General features: G+C 65.2%; 13 protein-coding genes. 5 read left to right on the forward strand and 8 right to left on the reverse strand.

What is annotated here, in order from left to right; all coding sequences use genetic code 11:
• Positions 1–162 precede the first annotated feature (162 nt).
• Together B7R93_RS14350 and B7R93_RS14355 are read right to left on the reverse strand one after the other, a co-directional pair.
• A complete protein-coding gene (locus tag B7R93_RS14350) occupies positions 163–768 on the reverse strand; it encodes a DUF1684 domain-containing protein (RefSeq protein ID WP_103021407.1) in 606 nt (201 codons plus the stop codon).
• A 36-nt stretch (positions 769–804) separates the two neighbouring features.
• Entirely contained in the window at positions 805–1,296 is a 492-nt protein-coding gene (locus B7R93_RS14355) for a DUF411 domain-containing protein (protein WP_103021408.1), read from the reverse strand.
• A 278-nt stretch (positions 1,297–1,574) separates the two neighbouring features.
• Here B7R93_RS14355 and B7R93_RS14360 point away from each other — a divergent pair, with 278 nt between their 5' ends.
• Positions 1,575–3,695: an elongation factor G gene (locus B7R93_RS14360; protein WP_103021409.1), complete on the forward strand. Its 2,121-nt coding sequence runs from the start codon at positions 1,575–1,577 to the stop codon at positions 3,693–3,695.
• Positions 3,696–3,712: 17 nt separating this feature from the next.
• Here B7R93_RS14360 and B7R93_RS14365 read toward each other — a convergent pair whose 3' ends face one another.
• On the reverse strand, positions 3,713–5,227 hold the full coding sequence (locus B7R93_RS14365) for an aminotransferase class V-fold PLP-dependent enzyme (RefSeq protein WP_103021410.1): 1,515 nt from the start codon (positions 5,225–5,227) through the stop codon (positions 3,713–3,715).
• A 163-nt stretch (positions 5,228–5,390) separates the two neighbouring features.
• Here B7R93_RS14365 and B7R93_RS14370 point away from each other — a divergent pair, with 163 nt between their 5' ends.
• A complete protein-coding gene (locus tag B7R93_RS14370; RefSeq protein ID WP_103021411.1) occupies positions 5,391–6,191 on the forward strand; it encodes a hypothetical protein in 801 nt (266 codons plus the stop codon).
• Positions 6,192–6,266: 75 nt separating this feature from the next.
• Here the strand turns inward: B7R93_RS14370 and rpoN are convergent, their stop codons facing one another.
• Complete coding sequence (gene rpoN / locus B7R93_RS14375) at positions 6,267–7,781, reverse strand: RNA polymerase factor sigma-54 (protein WP_103021412.1); 1,515 nt, start codon at positions 7,779–7,781, stop codon at positions 6,267–6,269.
• Between the two features lie 292 nt (positions 7,782–8,073).
• Between rpoN and ruvB the strand changes: the two genes are divergently transcribed.
• Together ruvB and fdxA are read left to right on the forward strand one after the other, a co-directional pair.
• The gene (ruvB, locus tag B7R93_RS14380) at positions 8,074–9,108 is read left to right on the forward strand and encodes a Holliday junction branch migration DNA helicase RuvB (RefSeq protein WP_103021413.1); all 1,035 of its coding nucleotides are present in this window, start codon (positions 8,074–8,076) and stop codon (positions 9,106–9,108) included.
• 597 nt (positions 9,109–9,705) lie between these two features.
• Complete coding sequence (gene fdxA, locus B7R93_RS14385; protein WP_103021414.1) at positions 9,706–10,050, forward strand: ferredoxin FdxA; 345 nt, start codon at positions 9,706–9,708, stop codon at positions 10,048–10,050.
• A gap of 343 nt (positions 10,051–10,393) precedes the next feature.
• Here the strand turns inward: fdxA and B7R93_RS14390 are convergent, their stop codons facing one another.
• From B7R93_RS14390 to B7R93_RS14405, 4 genes are all read right to left on the reverse strand, one after another.
• Positions 10,394–10,861, reverse strand: a complete 468-nt coding sequence (locus B7R93_RS14390; protein WP_103021415.1) for a DoxX family protein — start codon at positions 10,859–10,861, stop codon at positions 10,394–10,396.
• A 152-nt stretch (positions 10,862–11,013) separates the two neighbouring features.
• Positions 11,014–13,122 carry an acylase gene (locus tag B7R93_RS14395; RefSeq protein ID WP_103021416.1) on the reverse strand — a complete coding sequence of 703 codons (2,109 nt, stop codon included), beginning with the start codon at positions 13,120–13,122 and terminating at the stop codon, positions 11,014–11,016.
• Between the two features lie 30 nt (positions 13,123–13,152).
• Positions 13,153–13,935, reverse strand: a complete 783-nt coding sequence (locus B7R93_RS14400) for a GHMP family kinase ATP-binding protein (protein WP_103021417.1) — start codon at positions 13,933–13,935, stop codon at positions 13,153–13,155.
• A 71-nt stretch (positions 13,936–14,006) separates the two neighbouring features.
• Positions 14,007–14,729, reverse strand: a complete 723-nt coding sequence (locus B7R93_RS14405) for an alanyl-tRNA editing protein (protein WP_103021418.1) — start codon at positions 14,727–14,729, stop codon at positions 14,007–14,009.
• Positions 14,730–14,985: 256 nt separating this feature from the next.
• Here B7R93_RS14405 and B7R93_RS14410 point away from each other — a divergent pair, with 256 nt between their 5' ends.
• Entirely contained in the window at positions 14,986–15,507 is a 522-nt protein-coding gene (locus tag B7R93_RS14410; RefSeq protein WP_103021419.1) for a hypothetical protein, read from the forward strand.
• Positions 15,508–15,645: the final 138 nt, after the last annotated feature.

The following is a 15,645-nucleotide window of genomic DNA, read 5'->3' on the forward strand; positions in this document are numbered from 1 at the left end:
CGGCGCTCACGCGCAGGTCCCCGGACGGTGCCGAGGCACTTCCTCCACCGGTACAAGCCGGATCAGGTTCGAAGGGTGTCTCTCAGCCCGCGCCTCCCCCGCGACGGGTACCCCTGGCCACACCTGTAAAGTATTTGCCTCAGCTCGCAGATGCAACTCGCCCTATCCCCCGAAGGTTGGTCTCTTCTCTCCCGCCAGCACGGGCACGGCAATCCGGTTTTCCGGGGGCGGCAGCGGGCACGCGAAGTCCGGGTTGTAGGCACAGGTCGGATTGTAGGCACGGTTGAAGTCGACCACGACCGAATCCGCGTCCGTCGGCGTCAGGTCGACGTATCGCCCGCCCTTGTACGTGACGTGTCGGTTCGTAGAGTCGGCAAACGGGATCCACAGTCGGCCGCGCGGCGTGTCGCCCTCGCCCCGAAACACCACCAGCTCCTCGGGCCCCTCCGGAAGCGGCACCGTAACCTCCCCGACCCGCTGCTGCGGACGCAGGTCGCCGGTGCTTTCAGGAATCATGACCGTGTCGGGCGCCTCGAATCGCCGGAGCGGGACTGTGTATCGGTAGGCCGGGTCCACCTCGTAGAAATTGAGTCCCTGAAAGGCCTCTCTCTGGCCCGGGGGCAGCACGCTCTCCTTGTCCCGCATCTGCATGTCCCGCTGCACACGGTCCTGCATGACGGTCTGTTCGTAGTCTTCCGACGACGGGTTTGAGCCGCACGCCAGGAACAGGCCCGCCACACAGAGGAGAAGCAAGAGGCGAGTGCGCATCGTACACGAGTCTTGAAGTGCAAGGGAGGCCGTCGCCTACCGTCCGTACTCGGCAAACACAGTCGTTTCTCCCGACGGGGTAAACGTCACCACCTCGTACGGCTCTTCCCGATCGCCCCGCTCCATGCCCGGCGAGCCCACCGGCATGCCCGGCACGCTGAGGCCACGGACGTCGGGGGTTTCACGGAGAAGCCGCTTTACGTCTTGTGCCGGCACGTGGCCCTCCACCACGTAATTGCCGACCACGGCGGTGTGGCAGGCCGCGAGCGACGATGGCAGCCCCACCTGCTGCTTGACCGGCTTCATGCGCAGCTTCGAGTTCACTTCCACCTGAAAGCCCTGTTCCTTCATGTGGGTGACCCACTCGGAGCAGCACTGACACGAGGGGCTCTTGTACACCGTCACCGTCGGCAGGTCTGCTGACGCCGCCGGGCCAAACTGCAGGTAGGCCCCAACGCCAAGGGCAGCGAGGAGGATGCCAGCCCCGAAGGCCTTGAAATGGGTCTTGTACGACGCAAACGAAGCCATGGTGGTCGAGGCATGATCCACGAGGAGCGAGTGTCTTCGGAAACCCAGTCCCTAGACCCGTGTTTCGCGGCGGGAGGCGACGCTTCGCCGCTCTGTGCCGTCGGCCACGCCTGGGATCTTCCCGTCGGGATCGGGGAAAGGCCCCTTTCGCCCCGGGCGCTCATCTTGACTCCTCGGATTCTTTTTCCCACCTTAGTCGCCCTCGAAGGCCCCACTTCGACAGCCGTTTCCACTCGGTGCCTTTCCCCCAACACTTCCGCAGCAATTCCTTCAGTTCGATGACCGTTTCCGATGCCCAACAGATCCGCAACGTTGCCCTGGTCGGCCACCAGGGCAGCGGCAAGACCGCACTGACCGAAGCCATGCTCCACACGAGCGGCGCACTCTCGCGCGTCGGTTCTGTGTCGGAGGGCACAACGCAGAGCGACCACCACGCGAGTGAGAAGGAGCGACAGATGTCGATTTTTGCGACGCTGCTGCACACCTCCTGGGACGGCAAAAAGATCAACCTCCTCGACACGCCCGGCTACCCCGACTTCGCGAGCGAAGTGATCGCCTCGATGCGGGTGGCTGACACTGCACTCTACGTCGTGGACGCCCGCTCCGGGGTGGAGGTGGGAACGGAGATGGCCTGGTCGTACGGCGAGCAGACGGCCACGCCCTCCCTGTTTGTCCTCAACCACATCGACCAGGCGGGCGCCGACTTTCGGGGCATCGTCGACGAGATTGCGGACCGCTTCGGGCGGGGGGCGACGGTGGTGCAGCTGCCCGCCGGCGAGGGCACCCGCACCCTGGTCGACGTGCTGCACATGCGACAGCTTTACTATCCGGAGGGCGAGACTGAGCCGGAGGTGCAGCCGATCAACGACGCCTTCGAGGACGAGGCCCGCGCGCTCCACGAGACGCTCGTCGAGGACATCGCCGCCAGCAACGACCGACTCATGGAGACCTACTTCGAGCAGGGCGAGCTGACGGACAATCAGCTACGCAACGGCCTGCGGAAGGCCATGATCGACCGGGCGCTCTATCCCGTTTTCGTGACGAGCGCGACTGAAAAGCTCGGCGTCTCTCGGCTGCTGGACTTCATCGGGTCGGTCTGCCCCTCCCCCGCCAGTCGGCGGGTCGAGACCGAGAGCGGTCCGGACCTGACGGCCGACCCCGACGATACGCCGGTCGCGTTCGTCTACCGCACGATGGCCCAGGAGCATGTCGGCGAGTACGCGTTCGTCCGCGTGATGGACGGGACCCTCCAGTCGGGAGAGGACCTCGAAAACGCACGCACCGGCGCCACCGAACGCGTTGGACAGATCTACGAACTCAACGGAGAAGCGCGCAACCACGTCCCTCGCCTCATCGCCGGCGACCTCGGCGCGCTTGTGAAGCTGGAGGACACCACCACAAACGACACGCTCCGCGCCCCGAACTCCGACGTCGTCCTTCCGTCCATTCAGTTTCCCGCCCCTCGGTACCGAATGGCCGTACAGCCGGTCCAGGAGGGCCAGGAGGACAAGCTTGCCCGGGGGCTCCACCAGATTACCGACGAGGACCCCTCACTCGCCTTCCACCACAATGCGTTGCTGAACCAGCTCACCCTGAGTGGCGTGGGCGAGATGCACCTTCAGATCGCCAAGTCGCGCCTCGAACGGCAGGCCGGCGTCGAGGTCACATTCGTGGAACCCCGCATCTCGTACCGCGAGGCCATCCAGAACCGCGCAACCGCCGAGTACCGACACAAGAAGCAGTCGGGGGGCGCCGGCGAGTTCGCCGACATTTCGATGCTCGTCGAGCCCCTCGACGGCGCGTTCGATCCGCCGGACGCCATCGACGTGCGGAACGAGAACATGGTGGAGACCGACTGGAACGCGCAGGTGCACTTCGTCGACGCCATCGTCGGCGGGGTAATCGACATGAACACGTTTTTCTCTTCCATCCAGAAGGGCGTCCTCGACACCATGGAGGAGGGACCGGTGGCCGGGTTTCCCATCGGGGACGTGCGAATCGTCATTCACGACGGCGACATGCACCCGGTCGACTCGAACGAGGCGGCCTTCAAACAGGCCGCCTTCAAGTGCTTTCGCCGCGCGTTCCAGGAGGCCGGGCCGGTGCTCCTGGAGCCGATCCACGAGGTCACTATCACCACACCGGACGACTACACGGGCGATATTGTTAGCGACCTCAACACGCGTCGGGGGCGGGTTCAGGGCATCGATACGCAGGGGACCCTTCAAAAAATTACCGCCGAGGTGCCGAAGTCGGCGCTGCACCAGTATTCCACCACGCTCCGTTCTCTCACACAGGGCCGTGGCCTGCACCACACGAGGTTCAGCCACTACGAGGAAATGCCGGACTACGTGCAGGAGGAGGTCATGGAGAAGAAAACGGCCTCAGCGGCGACATAGGGCACGTGGACCGAAGACTAGTCCGCAGCACGGAGCCACGCGTCGACCTCGTCCTCCATCGAAAAGACCTCTTCGGGCGGGTGCTCGAAGGACCGGTGCACCCAGTCGCCACTGCCATTGCGGCGGGGACGGTACTGTGCGCGATACCAGTCGGGCCGGGCGGCGAGATCGGACAAGGCCTCGACGGCCGCGTCGATGTCCGGCTCCGTATTGTAGAGACCGAGGGACGCCCGCACCATGCCCGGCTGCGTCTCGGGGCCGCACTCTGCACCGTTCGCGGCCCCCTCGGCCCCACCCGTCCGGCCGAGCAACTCGCGCACGAAGGGCTGGGCGCAGAAGCATTCGTTGCGCACGGCCACCCCGAAGTAGTCGTTCAGGGCCGCGGCGACGAGGCCGTGGGGCAGGTCGGCAAGGTTGAAGGCAACGACCCCGATCCGATCGGCTACCTCTAGGCGATGCGACCCATAGATTGAAAGCCCCTCGACACTCGCGAAGCGCTCCAGCGCGTACTGCGTCAGCTCTCGTTCGTCCGCCGCCACGAGGTCCATGCCGATGCGGCCCAGCAATTGGAGCGTGGCGGCGAGCCGCAGGGCCCCGGGCAGATTGGGCGTGCCCGCCTCCTCCCGCTCCGGCAACGCGTCGGTGATCTGGTACTGGCCCGTTTCCACTCGTTCTACGATGCCGCCGCCCACCACCTGAGGCTCCAGTCCGTCGAAGAGGGCCTCCCGTGCCACGATCACGCCGGGGCTTCCGGGGGCGTAAATCTTGTGCCCACTCATGCACACAACGTCGAGCGCCTCGGCCTCGTCGCGTCCCTGCACGCTGATCGGTACATGGGCGGCCGACTGGGCCGCATCGACCACGCACAGAGCGCCGGCCTCGTGGGCGTGGCGGGCCACCTCGTGGACCGGGTTGACGATGCCGGTCACATTCGACGCCGCCGTGATGGCCACGTAGTTCAGCCGGTCGGCATGCTCCTCGATGGCGGCCCGCAGTGCGCCGGTATCCACCCGCCCGGCCTCGCCGTCCGGGTCGCTCTCCAAGGGCACGTGCACCACCTCGCCCACATGCTTGCGGTGGGGCAGGTCGTTGGCGTGGTGCTCCATCAGGGTCGTGATGACGAGGTCGCGCTCGGGGCGTCGCTCGGCCAGCACGCGCGCCATGCGGTTGAGGCCGCCCGTGACGCCGCTGCCGACGAAGACGGTTGTGTAGTCGTCCGGGGCATCCACGAAACGCCCCACGATCTCATGCGCCTGCTCGTAGAGATGGGTCATGGTGCGGGCCCCGGTGTGCAGCGTCGAGTGCGTGTTGGCGTAGTGCCGGAGGGCCCGCCGGACAATGTCATCGGCCGCCCGGCAGCGCAGGGTCGACGCGGCACTGTCGAGGTAGATGCGCGGGGTCGTCGCGCCCTCCGCCAGCGGATACTCGGTGTCGAGCCCGGTGAAGGCGCGGCTGAGGGCATCCAGCTGAGAGCGCCGTTCCGTGCGAGACCCGCGCGGGGCAATTTGAGAGGTGCGAGCGGAGTCAAGCATAACAAGGAGGCACGTGCAACGAGAGGGCCGAAATGCAGGTTGAATTCCATGCGATAATGTAGCAACTGCGAACGAGAGATGCAGTCCATCCGTCGGGGGACATGTCCATGGCAGCATTCATACGCCGTCTTCTCCCGTTTCTTTCATTTCTGTTGTTCTTCTCATGCGCACCCTCCTCGTTTTGTTGATCTCAATCGCTGGAACGGGGGTGCTTGCCCTCCCCGCGCAGGCCCAGACCATCTGGTCGCGGCCCTACCAGCCCAACCAGATCGCCCTGGAGGCCGTCGTACCAGACCTCCCGGCGGACGATGCGTCGGCGGCATCGGGCGCCGCGTTTCTGACAGCCACCCGCTCCCTGAACGACAACGTGGAGCTGGCGGTCGAGCTCCCCGTGGCCCGCTACGCCACCGACGCGACCGCCTCCACGGCGGTGGGCAATCCCTACGTGGGGATCGGGCTGAGTAGCTCCTCCCGGCCGATCTTGCTCGAGCTTGGCATTCGCATTCCCGCCGCCCCCACCAACGAAGCGTTGCGGGCGGGCCAGCGCGCCGACCCGGGACGCACCGCGGCCTTCCGGGACGAGTCCGTCGCGCCCTCCGCTCTCTTGAATGGACGCCTGCCGCTCGGGCGGCGCGCCTCCCTGCGCCTTCGCACGGGGCTCACGTACGCCTCCGCCGATCGCCTCGACGAGGAAGGCACGGAGAACCGATGGCGGCTTCCCTACAGCGCTCAGCTCTGGTGGAACGGAGAACGGTTCATGTCCGGACTCAGCGTGGAGGGACGCCCACGTCTTTCTGGATCGGAGCCGGACCGGAGCACACACCGTGCCGTCGTGTCGGTCATGCTCGACGGCGGTCGTGTACAGCCGGGCCTTCTCGCAGGCACCGGCCTTGATCCGCTCGTTCAGGACGGCCGGTTCGTGACAGTGGCGGGTCTCACGGTATCGGTCTCCTACGGCCGGTAGGCAAACGCAGCCAACGGACGACGGACAGGGGCGGGCCTCGGGCCACAGCCCTCTCCTGGCGGCGATGCCCGCCCGTTACTCCTCGGCTTTCTCTTCGTCTTCGAGGACAATCTCTCGGCGGAGGCGCGCAACAGGGATGCTAAGCTGTTTGCGATACTTCGAGACCGTGCGACGGGCAATCTTGAACCCTTTCTCTTCGAGGGCGTCGGACAGGTCCTGATCGGACATCGGATCGGTCTTGTCCTCCGCATCCACGATGCGCTGGAGCTCAGACTTCACCTCCTTGTTGGACACCTCGTCTCCATCCACGGTCTCCAGCCCCTCGGAGAAGAAGTACTTGAGCTCGTAGACGCCCCACTCGGTCTGCACGTACTTTCCGTTTACCACCCGGCTGACCGTGGAGATGTCCATGTCGATGATCTTGGCCACGTCCTTGAGAATCATCGGCTCGAGGTGGCCCTCCCCGTACCGGAAAAAATCCTCCTGCAGCTGCACGATGGCGTCCATCACCAGGTACATCGTGTGGCGCCGCTGGTTGATGGAGTCGATGAACCACTGCGCCGAGCTGAATTTGTCTTTGAGAAACTCTTCGGTCTCCTCGTCGACCTCATCCACATCGTCCGATTTCTTCTGCGCCTTCAGCTTTTCCAGCATCTTTCGGTAGTGGCGTGAGACGTGCAGGTCCGGCGCATTGCGGCCATTGAGGGTAATCACAAATTCGCCGTCCACGTAGCGTACCGAGAAGTCGGGCGTGATGTAGTTGGTCTGTTCCGAAAATTCGCCCTCGCCCGGCTTCGGATCGAGGCGCTGTCGGATGAGGTCGAAGGCCGTTTTCAGCTCTCGCTCGGTGACGTCGAGCCGCTTCTGAAGCTTGTCGAAGTGCTTCTTGGTGAACTTCTCGTACTCGTCCTCCAGCATGGCAATGGCCGTGTCGCGGCCGTCCACGTCGCCGGGCATGCGGCGAAGCTGCAGGAGCAGGCACTCCTGCAGGTCCCGTGCGGCAATGCCGGCGGGGTCGAGCGACTGGACCTGCCGCAGAACCGCCTCCACGTCCCCCTCTTCAATCTCGATGCCGTGGTTGAACAGAATGTCGTCCAGAATCGAGTCGATCTCCCGCTTCAGGTATCCGTCCTCGTCGATCGACCCGATGATCTGGTCGGCGATGATCTCTTCAGTCTCGTCGAGGTTCAAGAACGAAATCTGCCCTTGGAGCTGCTCGGGCAGCGACTGGTCCGCGGGCATGGGCCGATCCCGATCCTCATCGTCGCCCTGATAGCCAGGGTTGGCGTTGTAGCCGTACATGTCGTCGGTGTTGTTGAGGAGGTCCTCCACGTCGAACTCTTCCTCCTCATCCTCCGTCTCTATCTCGTTCTCCATCTCGTCGGCCGTGGAATCAATCTCGTCTTCCTCCCGCTGCTCCTCCTCCCCAAGCCCCTCTTCGAGCAGGGGGTTCTCCTCAAGTTCTTCTTCGATGCGCCGCTCCAGGTCGAAGGTGTCCAGCTGCAGCAGCTTGATGTACTGGATCTGCTGCGGAGAGAGCTTCTGCTGAAGGTCCTGTTCCTGTTTGAGTTCGAGGATGTTGCTGCTCATACGGGTGTGGGGAGGCCGGCCGGGTGTAACGAACGTGGGGTGCCGCTCCGAGAGCAGGCGAAGACGATTGCAGGGTCTCCGTGCTCTTGATTTGCGTCACGCAGCAAAATTTGTTCCTTTGTTTCCAAGGACTTTTACAGAGACAACCGTCAGAAGTTTGAGACGGTCGCTCGTGCCGGGCTTCGGTTCGTCAGGGGCCCCTCAACACAATGGGCACACATGAAACCCTGCCCTCCAAACAGCCGTCCGGTAGGTCCCAGTTTTCTCTCCACTCAATCCCCGCTCCCTGTCCATGAGCAATCCCCGCTCCGACGCCCTGAAGGCGGAGGCCGAATCGTCGGAAGCCGACGTCGAAAAGCTGCTGCGCCCGCAGTCGCTCGACGAGTTCGTCGGCCAGGAGAAAATTAAACAAAACCTGAATGTGTTCATGACCGCGGCCCTGCAGCGCGGGGAGACGCTCGACCACGTCCTGCTCTCCGGCCCGCCGGGGCTCGGCAAGACCACGCTCGCCATGATCATCGCCAATGAGATGGGCGCTCGCATTCGCACCTCCAGCGGGCCCGTCCTCGAACAGCCAGCCGACATCGCGGGTGTGCTCACGAACCTGGAAGAGGGCGACGTTCTGTTCATCGATGAGATCCATCGCCTGAGCTCCGTCGTCGAGGAGTACCTGTACTCCGCAATGGAGGACTACCGCATCGACATCGTCATCGATCAGGGCCCGAACGCCCGCACGGTGCAAATCGATCTGCCACCGTTCACGATGGTGGGGGCGACGACGCGGAAGGGGCTTCTCACCGCTCCGCTCCGCGCCCGCTTCGGAATCGACTTTCGATACGACTACTATACCGCGGACCTGCTGCAGGACATCACCCGGCGCTCCGCCCGCATCCTGGAGGTGGAGACCACCTCCGACGGGGCCTACGAGATTGCACGCCGCAGCCGCGGGACGCCCCGCGTGGCCAATCGCCTGTTGCGCCGCACGCGTGACTTCGCGGAGGTCGAGGGCGACGGCGAAATTACAAAGACCATCGCCGACCGTGCCCTCAACGCCCTCGACGTGGACGAGGAGGGCCTCGACGACATGGACACCCGCATTCTGCTCACCCTCATCGACAACTTCGACGGGGGGCCTACCGGTCTCAAGAACTTGGCCGTGTCCGTCGGCGAAGAGTCCGGCACGCTCGAAGAGGTGTACGAACCCTACCTGATCCAGGAAGGCTTCATGGAGCGCACGCCGCGAGGCCGCGTCGCCCTCCCCCGGGCGTACGACCACTTCGATCGAACCTCTCCGTCTGCCGACCAGGATCTCTTCGACCAGGATTGACGTCTCCGCCTGCCAGGGCCTCTCTGCGGTTCGGAGTGCGTCGGGCCTGCCCGTCCCTACTGAGAAAAACCACAGCCACTTGGCGATCACCGGCTGTATGTCCTGTCCCCAGCGCCTTCGGTTGTATCCTGCGCGAAGGTCCTCTGCAGCCCAGCCAAAGCCGGGAGCCCCATCGCCCTCTCATGCCCTCCCAGTGCTGTAACGAGGTCTGTCGCAGCTCCCCCACTCTCGTCTCTAGCGCATCCGGCGGGCCGGGGCGTTTCCGGTGCACGTCCGGGGCACGATCCCGAAGCGTCGCTCCCGTCGTCTCGGCGTGTTACCAGTGGGCGACAATCGGGACGAAGCACCCCAGATGGTTCCTCGATGACCAGACGAAGCCCGATCGGCCGTCTCACCGCTGTGGGCAACGGGCGGACCAGAGGGACGTGCCGGACGCAGAGCCGCACCGCGAGGAAATGACTCAACGGGGCCGTGACGCTTTGCAGAAATGACCGGGTTGGCCGCGTGTATTCGGAACCGCACTTCTCGGCTGATCTACCACATTACGGAATTTCGGCTCCCGATACACCACGTGCCCCTACTGGTCTCTTTCCCCGTATGCCTTACGTTGTTACCGAGCCCTGCGTCAACTGCAAGTACACCGACTGCGTAGAGGTCTGCCCGGTCGACTGCTTCTACGAGGGCCCGAACTTCCTGGCCATCCAGCCGGACGAGTGCATCGACTGCAACGCCTGCGTGCCGGTCTGCCCGGTCGAGGCCATCTATCCGGACGACCAATTGCCGGACGAGTACGAGCACTACATCCAGTGGAACGAGTATCTCGCCAACCAGTGGCGCGAGCTCGGCTACAACGTGACCGAGAAGACGGGCCCGATCGAAGACGCCGAGGAATGGGAGGACAGGGAGAAATCCGAAGAGGACATCCTGACATGGGACGTGTAAGGAGGGACGCCCAAGTAGCCCCCAGAAACACCTGCATCTGGATGTCCTCTTGAGAAACTGACTCCTGAGAAGCCGAGGGGGCCGAAGTCCGCCCAGGGTCTTCCTGAGGGGCGGTGAGCACACTGATGCAGATCCATACTGACCTGAAGGTCCCTTCGCGAGCCTTCGGAGCGACTCCTCCTGAGAGCACGCGGTCACCGTCTTCTCAGCCCCCCGACTCCGCTCCGCCGCCCCGCGTGCCCGACTGTTCTCGCCCCCAGCGCTGCGCTCAGAAGGGCCCACTGCCACGCTTCTCTTACGGGTCTATCTAGAGCCTGGGAGGCGCCGAGCGTTCCAGCCTCCTTCATTCGTCCGCCCGTTTGCGGACAGTGCCCCCCACCACGAGCGCCGCACCGATGAGGACGGCGTTCTTGACGATGTACTGCCCCTCCAGCGTGAGCCCCCAGGGGACGTGCGTGAAGCAGACCTCGGGCAGCAGCACGAGCGGGAGAAGCGTGCCCGGCATCTGCAGAAACAGCAGAAAGATGGCGGTGCGGTTGAGGGGGCGGTACAGGAGCCCCACCCCGATGGCGACCTCCCACCAGCCCAGAACCGGAATGAAGAGATCCGGCGGAACGAAGTAGACCGTGCGACGGACCAGCTCCGCGGCGGGGCTCATGCCAAAGGGCTTCAGAATTCCGTACCAGATGAAGACCGCGGCCAGCCCAATCCGGAGGACGAAGAGTCCGTTGCGCTGCATCCATCCCGCGATGCGGCGATCAAGGGACTCCAGGCCGAGGCGTTCAATCAGTCGCTCTTCGAGAGTGGGCATGGCGGGCCAAAAGAATCGAAAACGGGGGCCGAAAAATGTGTCGTATTCAAATCCATCTGTGCACTGATCGTCCCCGCCAGTTTTCTAATTCACGCCGGGTTGACGCTATATGCACCGCGGGTCTACACAGAACCGGCTCCCGGGGCTGTTTTTCAAAATGCCTTTCGGTGTTCAAGGTGAGCACGAACACTGTCGCGACGAAGCCACACCGGCCGCATCTTTTTCTCTGCGTGGAGCCGGAACTGGTCGCCGCGGTGTGGGGACCCGGCCTGAGAGGCATTGCCGTACGGCAGCACCGCCTTCGCCCGCGGGCCGTCCTCGGTAAACTCAGTGAGCGCCACGTACGAATCGCCGAAGCGTGCGCGCCGCCGCCCGTCCTCCATCCCTCCGTATTTTAAAACGCGGAAGGTGCCGAACAGCCCATCGCTCCCGGACACCGGATACGACCCATTCGGGCCCACGAGCCGGTGCACATCGCCCCACGCGACGGTCAGCGAATCGTGCCGCTGCCGCACCTGCTGAGCCACTGTCTCAAGGGTCTGGACGGCCGCCTCCGGATCGGCAAGGCCGTCCGGCGTCGTACGGGGGGCCCCCGGCCGGTACGGCGTAGCGAATGGGTCCTCCGCCCCCTCCACCATCGCGCGCAACCAGCGGGCAAACAGCACGCTGCCCTGGCTCTCGGCGTCGGCGGTCCGGTCCCAGTTTTCGAGCACGTCCGCGGCGCGCCATACGGACGCACGGCCGGAGGCCCGTGCCGCCGGAAGCAGGTCGTCCAGGAGCCGGTCGGCGGCGAGCATGCGGGTGTCGTTCTTGTAGGCCTGCAGCTCTTCGAACGTGATGGAGGAGTCCCCGGCGAGCATCTCGATCGAGCGCTGGGGCCGAAACATGTAGGCCGATTCCGCCGGGGCGCGAGGGGTCATGTAGCCGGGCACCTCGGCGGGCGCCACCCGCGGCGGCAGCGTGGCGGTAAAGGGCGGCTCGTTGGCGTTCTGCACCCACCCGCTCGGCGGGTCGACGACGCGGGGCAGTTCCTCGTAGTCGTGGACCGCGTTCCAGAGCGTCGCGGACGTGTCCCCCGGCACCACGCCCTGCCAGTAGCTCCAGCCGCCGCGGTCTCGCTTCGGCACCCGGCCGCCGAAGTGGTACAGAATGTGGCCGTCCGCGTCGGCGTAGACGGTGTTGAACATCGGCATCTGCTGCCGACGGAGGGCGGCTTCGAACTGGGACAAGGTGATGGCCCGAAGCATCCGCCAGTACTGTTCGAACACCTTCGACTGGGTCAGGCCCGCGATGCGAAGCGCCAGTGCCTCGCCGTCCCTCTGCCCCACGACGGGCCCGTGCACCGACCGCCGGACCGTAAGCGTATCGGCCCGGAGGGACCCGTCGGGCTGTTTCACCTTCAGCACCTTGGTGTCTGTGTTGAAGGGACGCACCCCTCCATCCCACCGATACCCCCCTTCGGTGAGGGAGAGGCGATAGAGGTCCGAGGCATCAATCGGGTTGACGGTGTGGGTCCACCCGAGGCGATCGTTAAACGCGACGGCCGGAAAGGGCATGCCGAGCAGCGCGGCCCCGTATGCGTCGATGTCTGGCCCCCGAAGCTGCGCCTCGAACCACGTGAACCGGTCGCCCCAGGGCAGGTGTGGGTTCGTGAGGAGCATCGCGTTCCCACTTGCGCTGCGAGAGGGCCCAACGGCCCAGGCGTTCGACCCTGCCCGCCGCCACGGCCGCGTTCGCTGCAGGTCTTCGCCGGCCACGAAGGTGGCATGGACGGTGCGCAGAGTGTGAGCAAACACATCGGTCGGCTGCACCGGCAGCACGGCCGTTCGGGCGTCGGCAATGCGGGCGGGGTGCGCCTCGGCGTAGGCGTTCATGCCCGCCACAAACGCCTCCACATACCCGCCGAACGGCATGTCCTGGTCGTCGGCCCACCGTCGTGCATGCTCGGGCAGCTCCAGGGTGCGCACCCGCCGGTCCGAGGCGAGGTGCTCTTCGCCCCAGTACTCGGCGGCCCGGCCCCGCGCTTCTCCGTACAGCCGCAGCACACGGTCGCCGTGGGCCCGCATCTGCGCCCAGCCGAAGGCATACATCAACGAGTCGGTGCTCGCGCCGTACACGTGCGGCACCCCCCAGGTGTCCCACAGGATTTCCGTCCGGTCCGGCCCCTGTCCCGGGGCACACCCGGACAGCCCCACCGCCAGGAGGATGCCGACGAGGAGTGTCGTGAGCGAGGCCGTTCGGGGGACGGCGGGTATTGTCATGGCTGGTCAAACGCGTGAGAATCGTGTCGACTACTGGAGGGCGGCCCCGTCCGGCGTGATGCGTGTTTCCTGGTCGAGGCCCCCGTCGGCCTCCGCGGCAACGACCGTGTCGCCGATCAGGGCCATCGTCCCCGCGCCGCCCGCTGCCCGCACCGCCGCAACGGCGTCCGCCACGCGATCGGAGGCGAGGCCGGTCTCTTGCGCAACCCGCCAGGACGCTTTAAAGAGGTCCACAATCGGCCCGTCGGGCTGGAGGTCTGCCAGCACGTCTCGGCCCGCCGCCCGGATTTTCTCCATCGTTCCCTCATCCCCCAGCACCGCGGCGGTCGCAATGCCGCCGAAGCTCTCATACGCAATCCGCGTGGTGCGGGGGGCGTGCCCTAGGCCGTCGCCCGCGTTCCACACGAGCCCCCCCTGGCTTTGAATGAAGACGTCCCCAAGGCCCGTTCCGGCCGCTACCTCCGCCCGGTGAGACATTTCCACGAGGGCGTCGCGGTCGTGGCCCAGGCCGAACCGCTCGTTGGCGGCGAGGGCCGTGGCGAGGGTGGCCGCCCCGCTGGCCCCGAAGCCGCAGCCGATGGGCACTTCCGTATCGAGGCGCACCGTGGCGGTCACGTCGAGCCGGGCGAGGACGCCCGTTACCGGCGCCACCTCGGCCGGGCGGTCGTCCAGGTAGATCAATGGATCGCGGGTGCTCTCGACGGTCGCCGTGACCCCGTCGGCCGTGGCAAAGCTGATGCCGAGCGAGGATTGGCCGTCGCGCGGGACGAAGATGGGGGTGACGCTCCCCGGAGCGTGGGCGGTGACAGACATGAAGACCGGCGGTCGAGCAAGAGAGAGAAAACAGGGGGCCGCTCAGAAGAGAAGGCGGAGCACTGGGCTCCCTACTCTTCCAGTGCAAACTCGATCCGGTCCACGTCGGCGCCTTTCGACGTGCGGTTGGTGATGCGGAGGCGCCCAACCTCGCGGGTGTGATCGACGTGAGTCCCACCGCAGGGACAGAGGTCGAGGTCGCCGATCCGCACCATGCGCAGCGGGTCCACGTGGTCGGGGATGAGGTCGAGCAATCCCCGGCCCTCCGGGGTCTGCTCTTCGGCTTTGGCGCGATCCATTTCGTTCTTTTCCACCGGCAGGTCCTGCTCGATGGCCGTGTTGGTGCGGTCCTCGATGAGGGCCACGTCCTCCTCAGAGAAGTCGGCGGGCTCGAAGTCGATCCGCGAGCGGTCCGTGTGGATCTGGTTGCCAGCCGTCTGCGCCCCGAACACGTCGAGCACTACCTTCGACAGCACATGCTGGGCCGTGTGCATGCGACGAAGCGCCCGGCGGCGCCCCTCATCGATCCGGCCGCGCACCTCGTCTCTCTCTTCCGGCAGCCCCCCCTCCTGGTTGTCAATGTGGTGCCGCACCGCCCCGTGCTCCTTCTGCACGTCGGTCACGTCGGCCGACCCGCCGTCCCACTGTAGCGTGCCGTGGTCGGCGGGCTGCCCCCCGCCCTCCGGGTAGAAATATGTGCCGTCCAGGACGATGTAGTCGTCGGTCGCGTCCGCAACGGTCGCGGTGAAGGCGGTGACGTCGTCGTCATCGGGGAGGTAGCGGAGCTCGGTCATGGAGAGGGGACCGTCATCGAGAATCGAGCGTCGGTCTCCCCTCACTTTTCGTCCCTCATATCGTTCCGATGGAAAGAGGGGCGTCCCCCGTCTCCGCCTCGGCGAAATGGCGCAGAGGTCGCCGAGAGCGAGGGACCAGATCTTTCCGCCGGTCGGGATCCTCGAGCTTGGTCTAGCGGCGAATACCGGCGAGCATGGCATCTCCTTTGCAAGATTTTTGGGCACCACTCTCTTCTATCCTCGTCCGCTCTGCACAATGCTTCCGTTCTCCTCCGCCGGCTCTTGGGAATCCTGGAGGGGTGCGCTTCGGAAGTGGATTCTCTCGCTGCTGCTCGCGCCCCTGTGCGGATATCTGTTGTGGGCCTACGCCACCGGTACGTTCACCGTATTCGACACCACCGCGCTCATCGTTCACGAGGCAGGGCACGTCTTCTTTGCTCCCTTCGGCTGGACGCTCCACATTCTCGGCGGCTCTCTCTTTCAGCTCCTCCTTCCGGGGCTGTTCGTCGTTTCGTTTCTCCGGCACTCGTACCGCCCCGGCCTGCAGATCGCACTGGTGTGGTGGGGACAGAATGCCTTGTACGTAAGCACCTACGCCGCCGACGCACAGGAGCGGGCCCTTCCCCTCATCACGAACGACCCGAGCACGCACGACTGGTGGAATCTTCTCCGGGCCGCAGGGCTTCTGCCGTTCGACGACATGATTGGATATGCCTTCCTGGGCCTTGGACTTCTCACGTTCGGAATCGCGATTCTCCTTCCGCAGGTACTGCTTTAGCTGCGGGCCCGGCTGGATAGTCTGTTAATTTGTTTAGGACGTGGCACAAATTAGCACCGCATACGGCCTGCGACAGTTCTCAGTGGGCCCAAGTCCACTTCAAAAAAAAAAAAAAACGCCGCCCCGAGACCGACGACG

The organism is Salinibacter altiplanensis (genome assembly GCF_002894645.1).
GTDB classification, from domain to species: Bacteria; Bacteroidota; Rhodothermia; order Rhodothermales; family Salinibacteraceae; genus Salinibacter; species Salinibacter altiplanensis.

Coding starts and splice junctions, on each gene's coding strand:
- B7R93_RS14350 (WP_103021407.1), bottom strand. CDS start 768: ATGCGCACTCGCCTCTTGCTTCTCCTCTGTGTGGCGGGCCTGTTCCTG.
- B7R93_RS14355 (WP_103021408.1), bottom strand. CDS start 1,296: ATGGCTTCGTTTGCGTCGTACAAGACCCATTTCAAGGCCTTCGGGGCT.
- B7R93_RS14360 (WP_103021409.1), top strand. CDS start 1,575: ATGACCGTTTCCGATGCCCAACAGATCCGCAACGTTGCCCTGGTCGGC.
- B7R93_RS14365 (WP_103021410.1), bottom strand. CDS start 5,227: ATGCTTGACTCCGCTCGCACCTCTCAAATTGCCCCGCGCGGGTCTCGC.
- B7R93_RS14370 (WP_103021411.1), top strand. CDS start 5,391: ATGCGCACCCTCCTCGTTTTGTTGATCTCAATCGCTGGAACGGGGGTG.
- rpoN (WP_103021412.1), bottom strand. CDS start 7,781: ATGAGCAGCAACATCCTCGAACTCAAACAGGAACAGGACCTTCAGCAG.
- ruvB (WP_103021413.1), top strand. CDS start 8,074: ATGAGCAATCCCCGCTCCGACGCCCTGAAGGCGGAGGCCGAATCGTCG.
- fdxA (WP_103021414.1), top strand. CDS start 9,706: ATGCCTTACGTTGTTACCGAGCCCTGCGTCAACTGCAAGTACACCGAC.
- B7R93_RS14390 (WP_103021415.1), bottom strand. CDS start 10,861: ATGCCCACTCTCGAAGAGCGACTGATTGAACGCCTCGGCCTGGAGTCC.
- B7R93_RS14395 (WP_103021416.1), bottom strand. CDS start 13,122: ATGACAATACCCGCCGTCCCCCGAACGGCCTCGCTCACGACACTCCTC.
- B7R93_RS14400 (WP_103021417.1), bottom strand. CDS start 13,935: ATGTCTGTCACCGCCCACGCTCCGGGGAGCGTCACCCCCATCTTCGTC.
- B7R93_RS14405 (WP_103021418.1), bottom strand. CDS start 14,729: ATGACCGAGCTCCGCTACCTCCCCGATGACGACGACGTCACCGCCTTC.
- B7R93_RS14410 (WP_103021419.1), top strand. CDS start 14,986: ATGCTTCCGTTCTCCTCCGCCGGCTCTTGGGAATCCTGGAGGGGTGCG.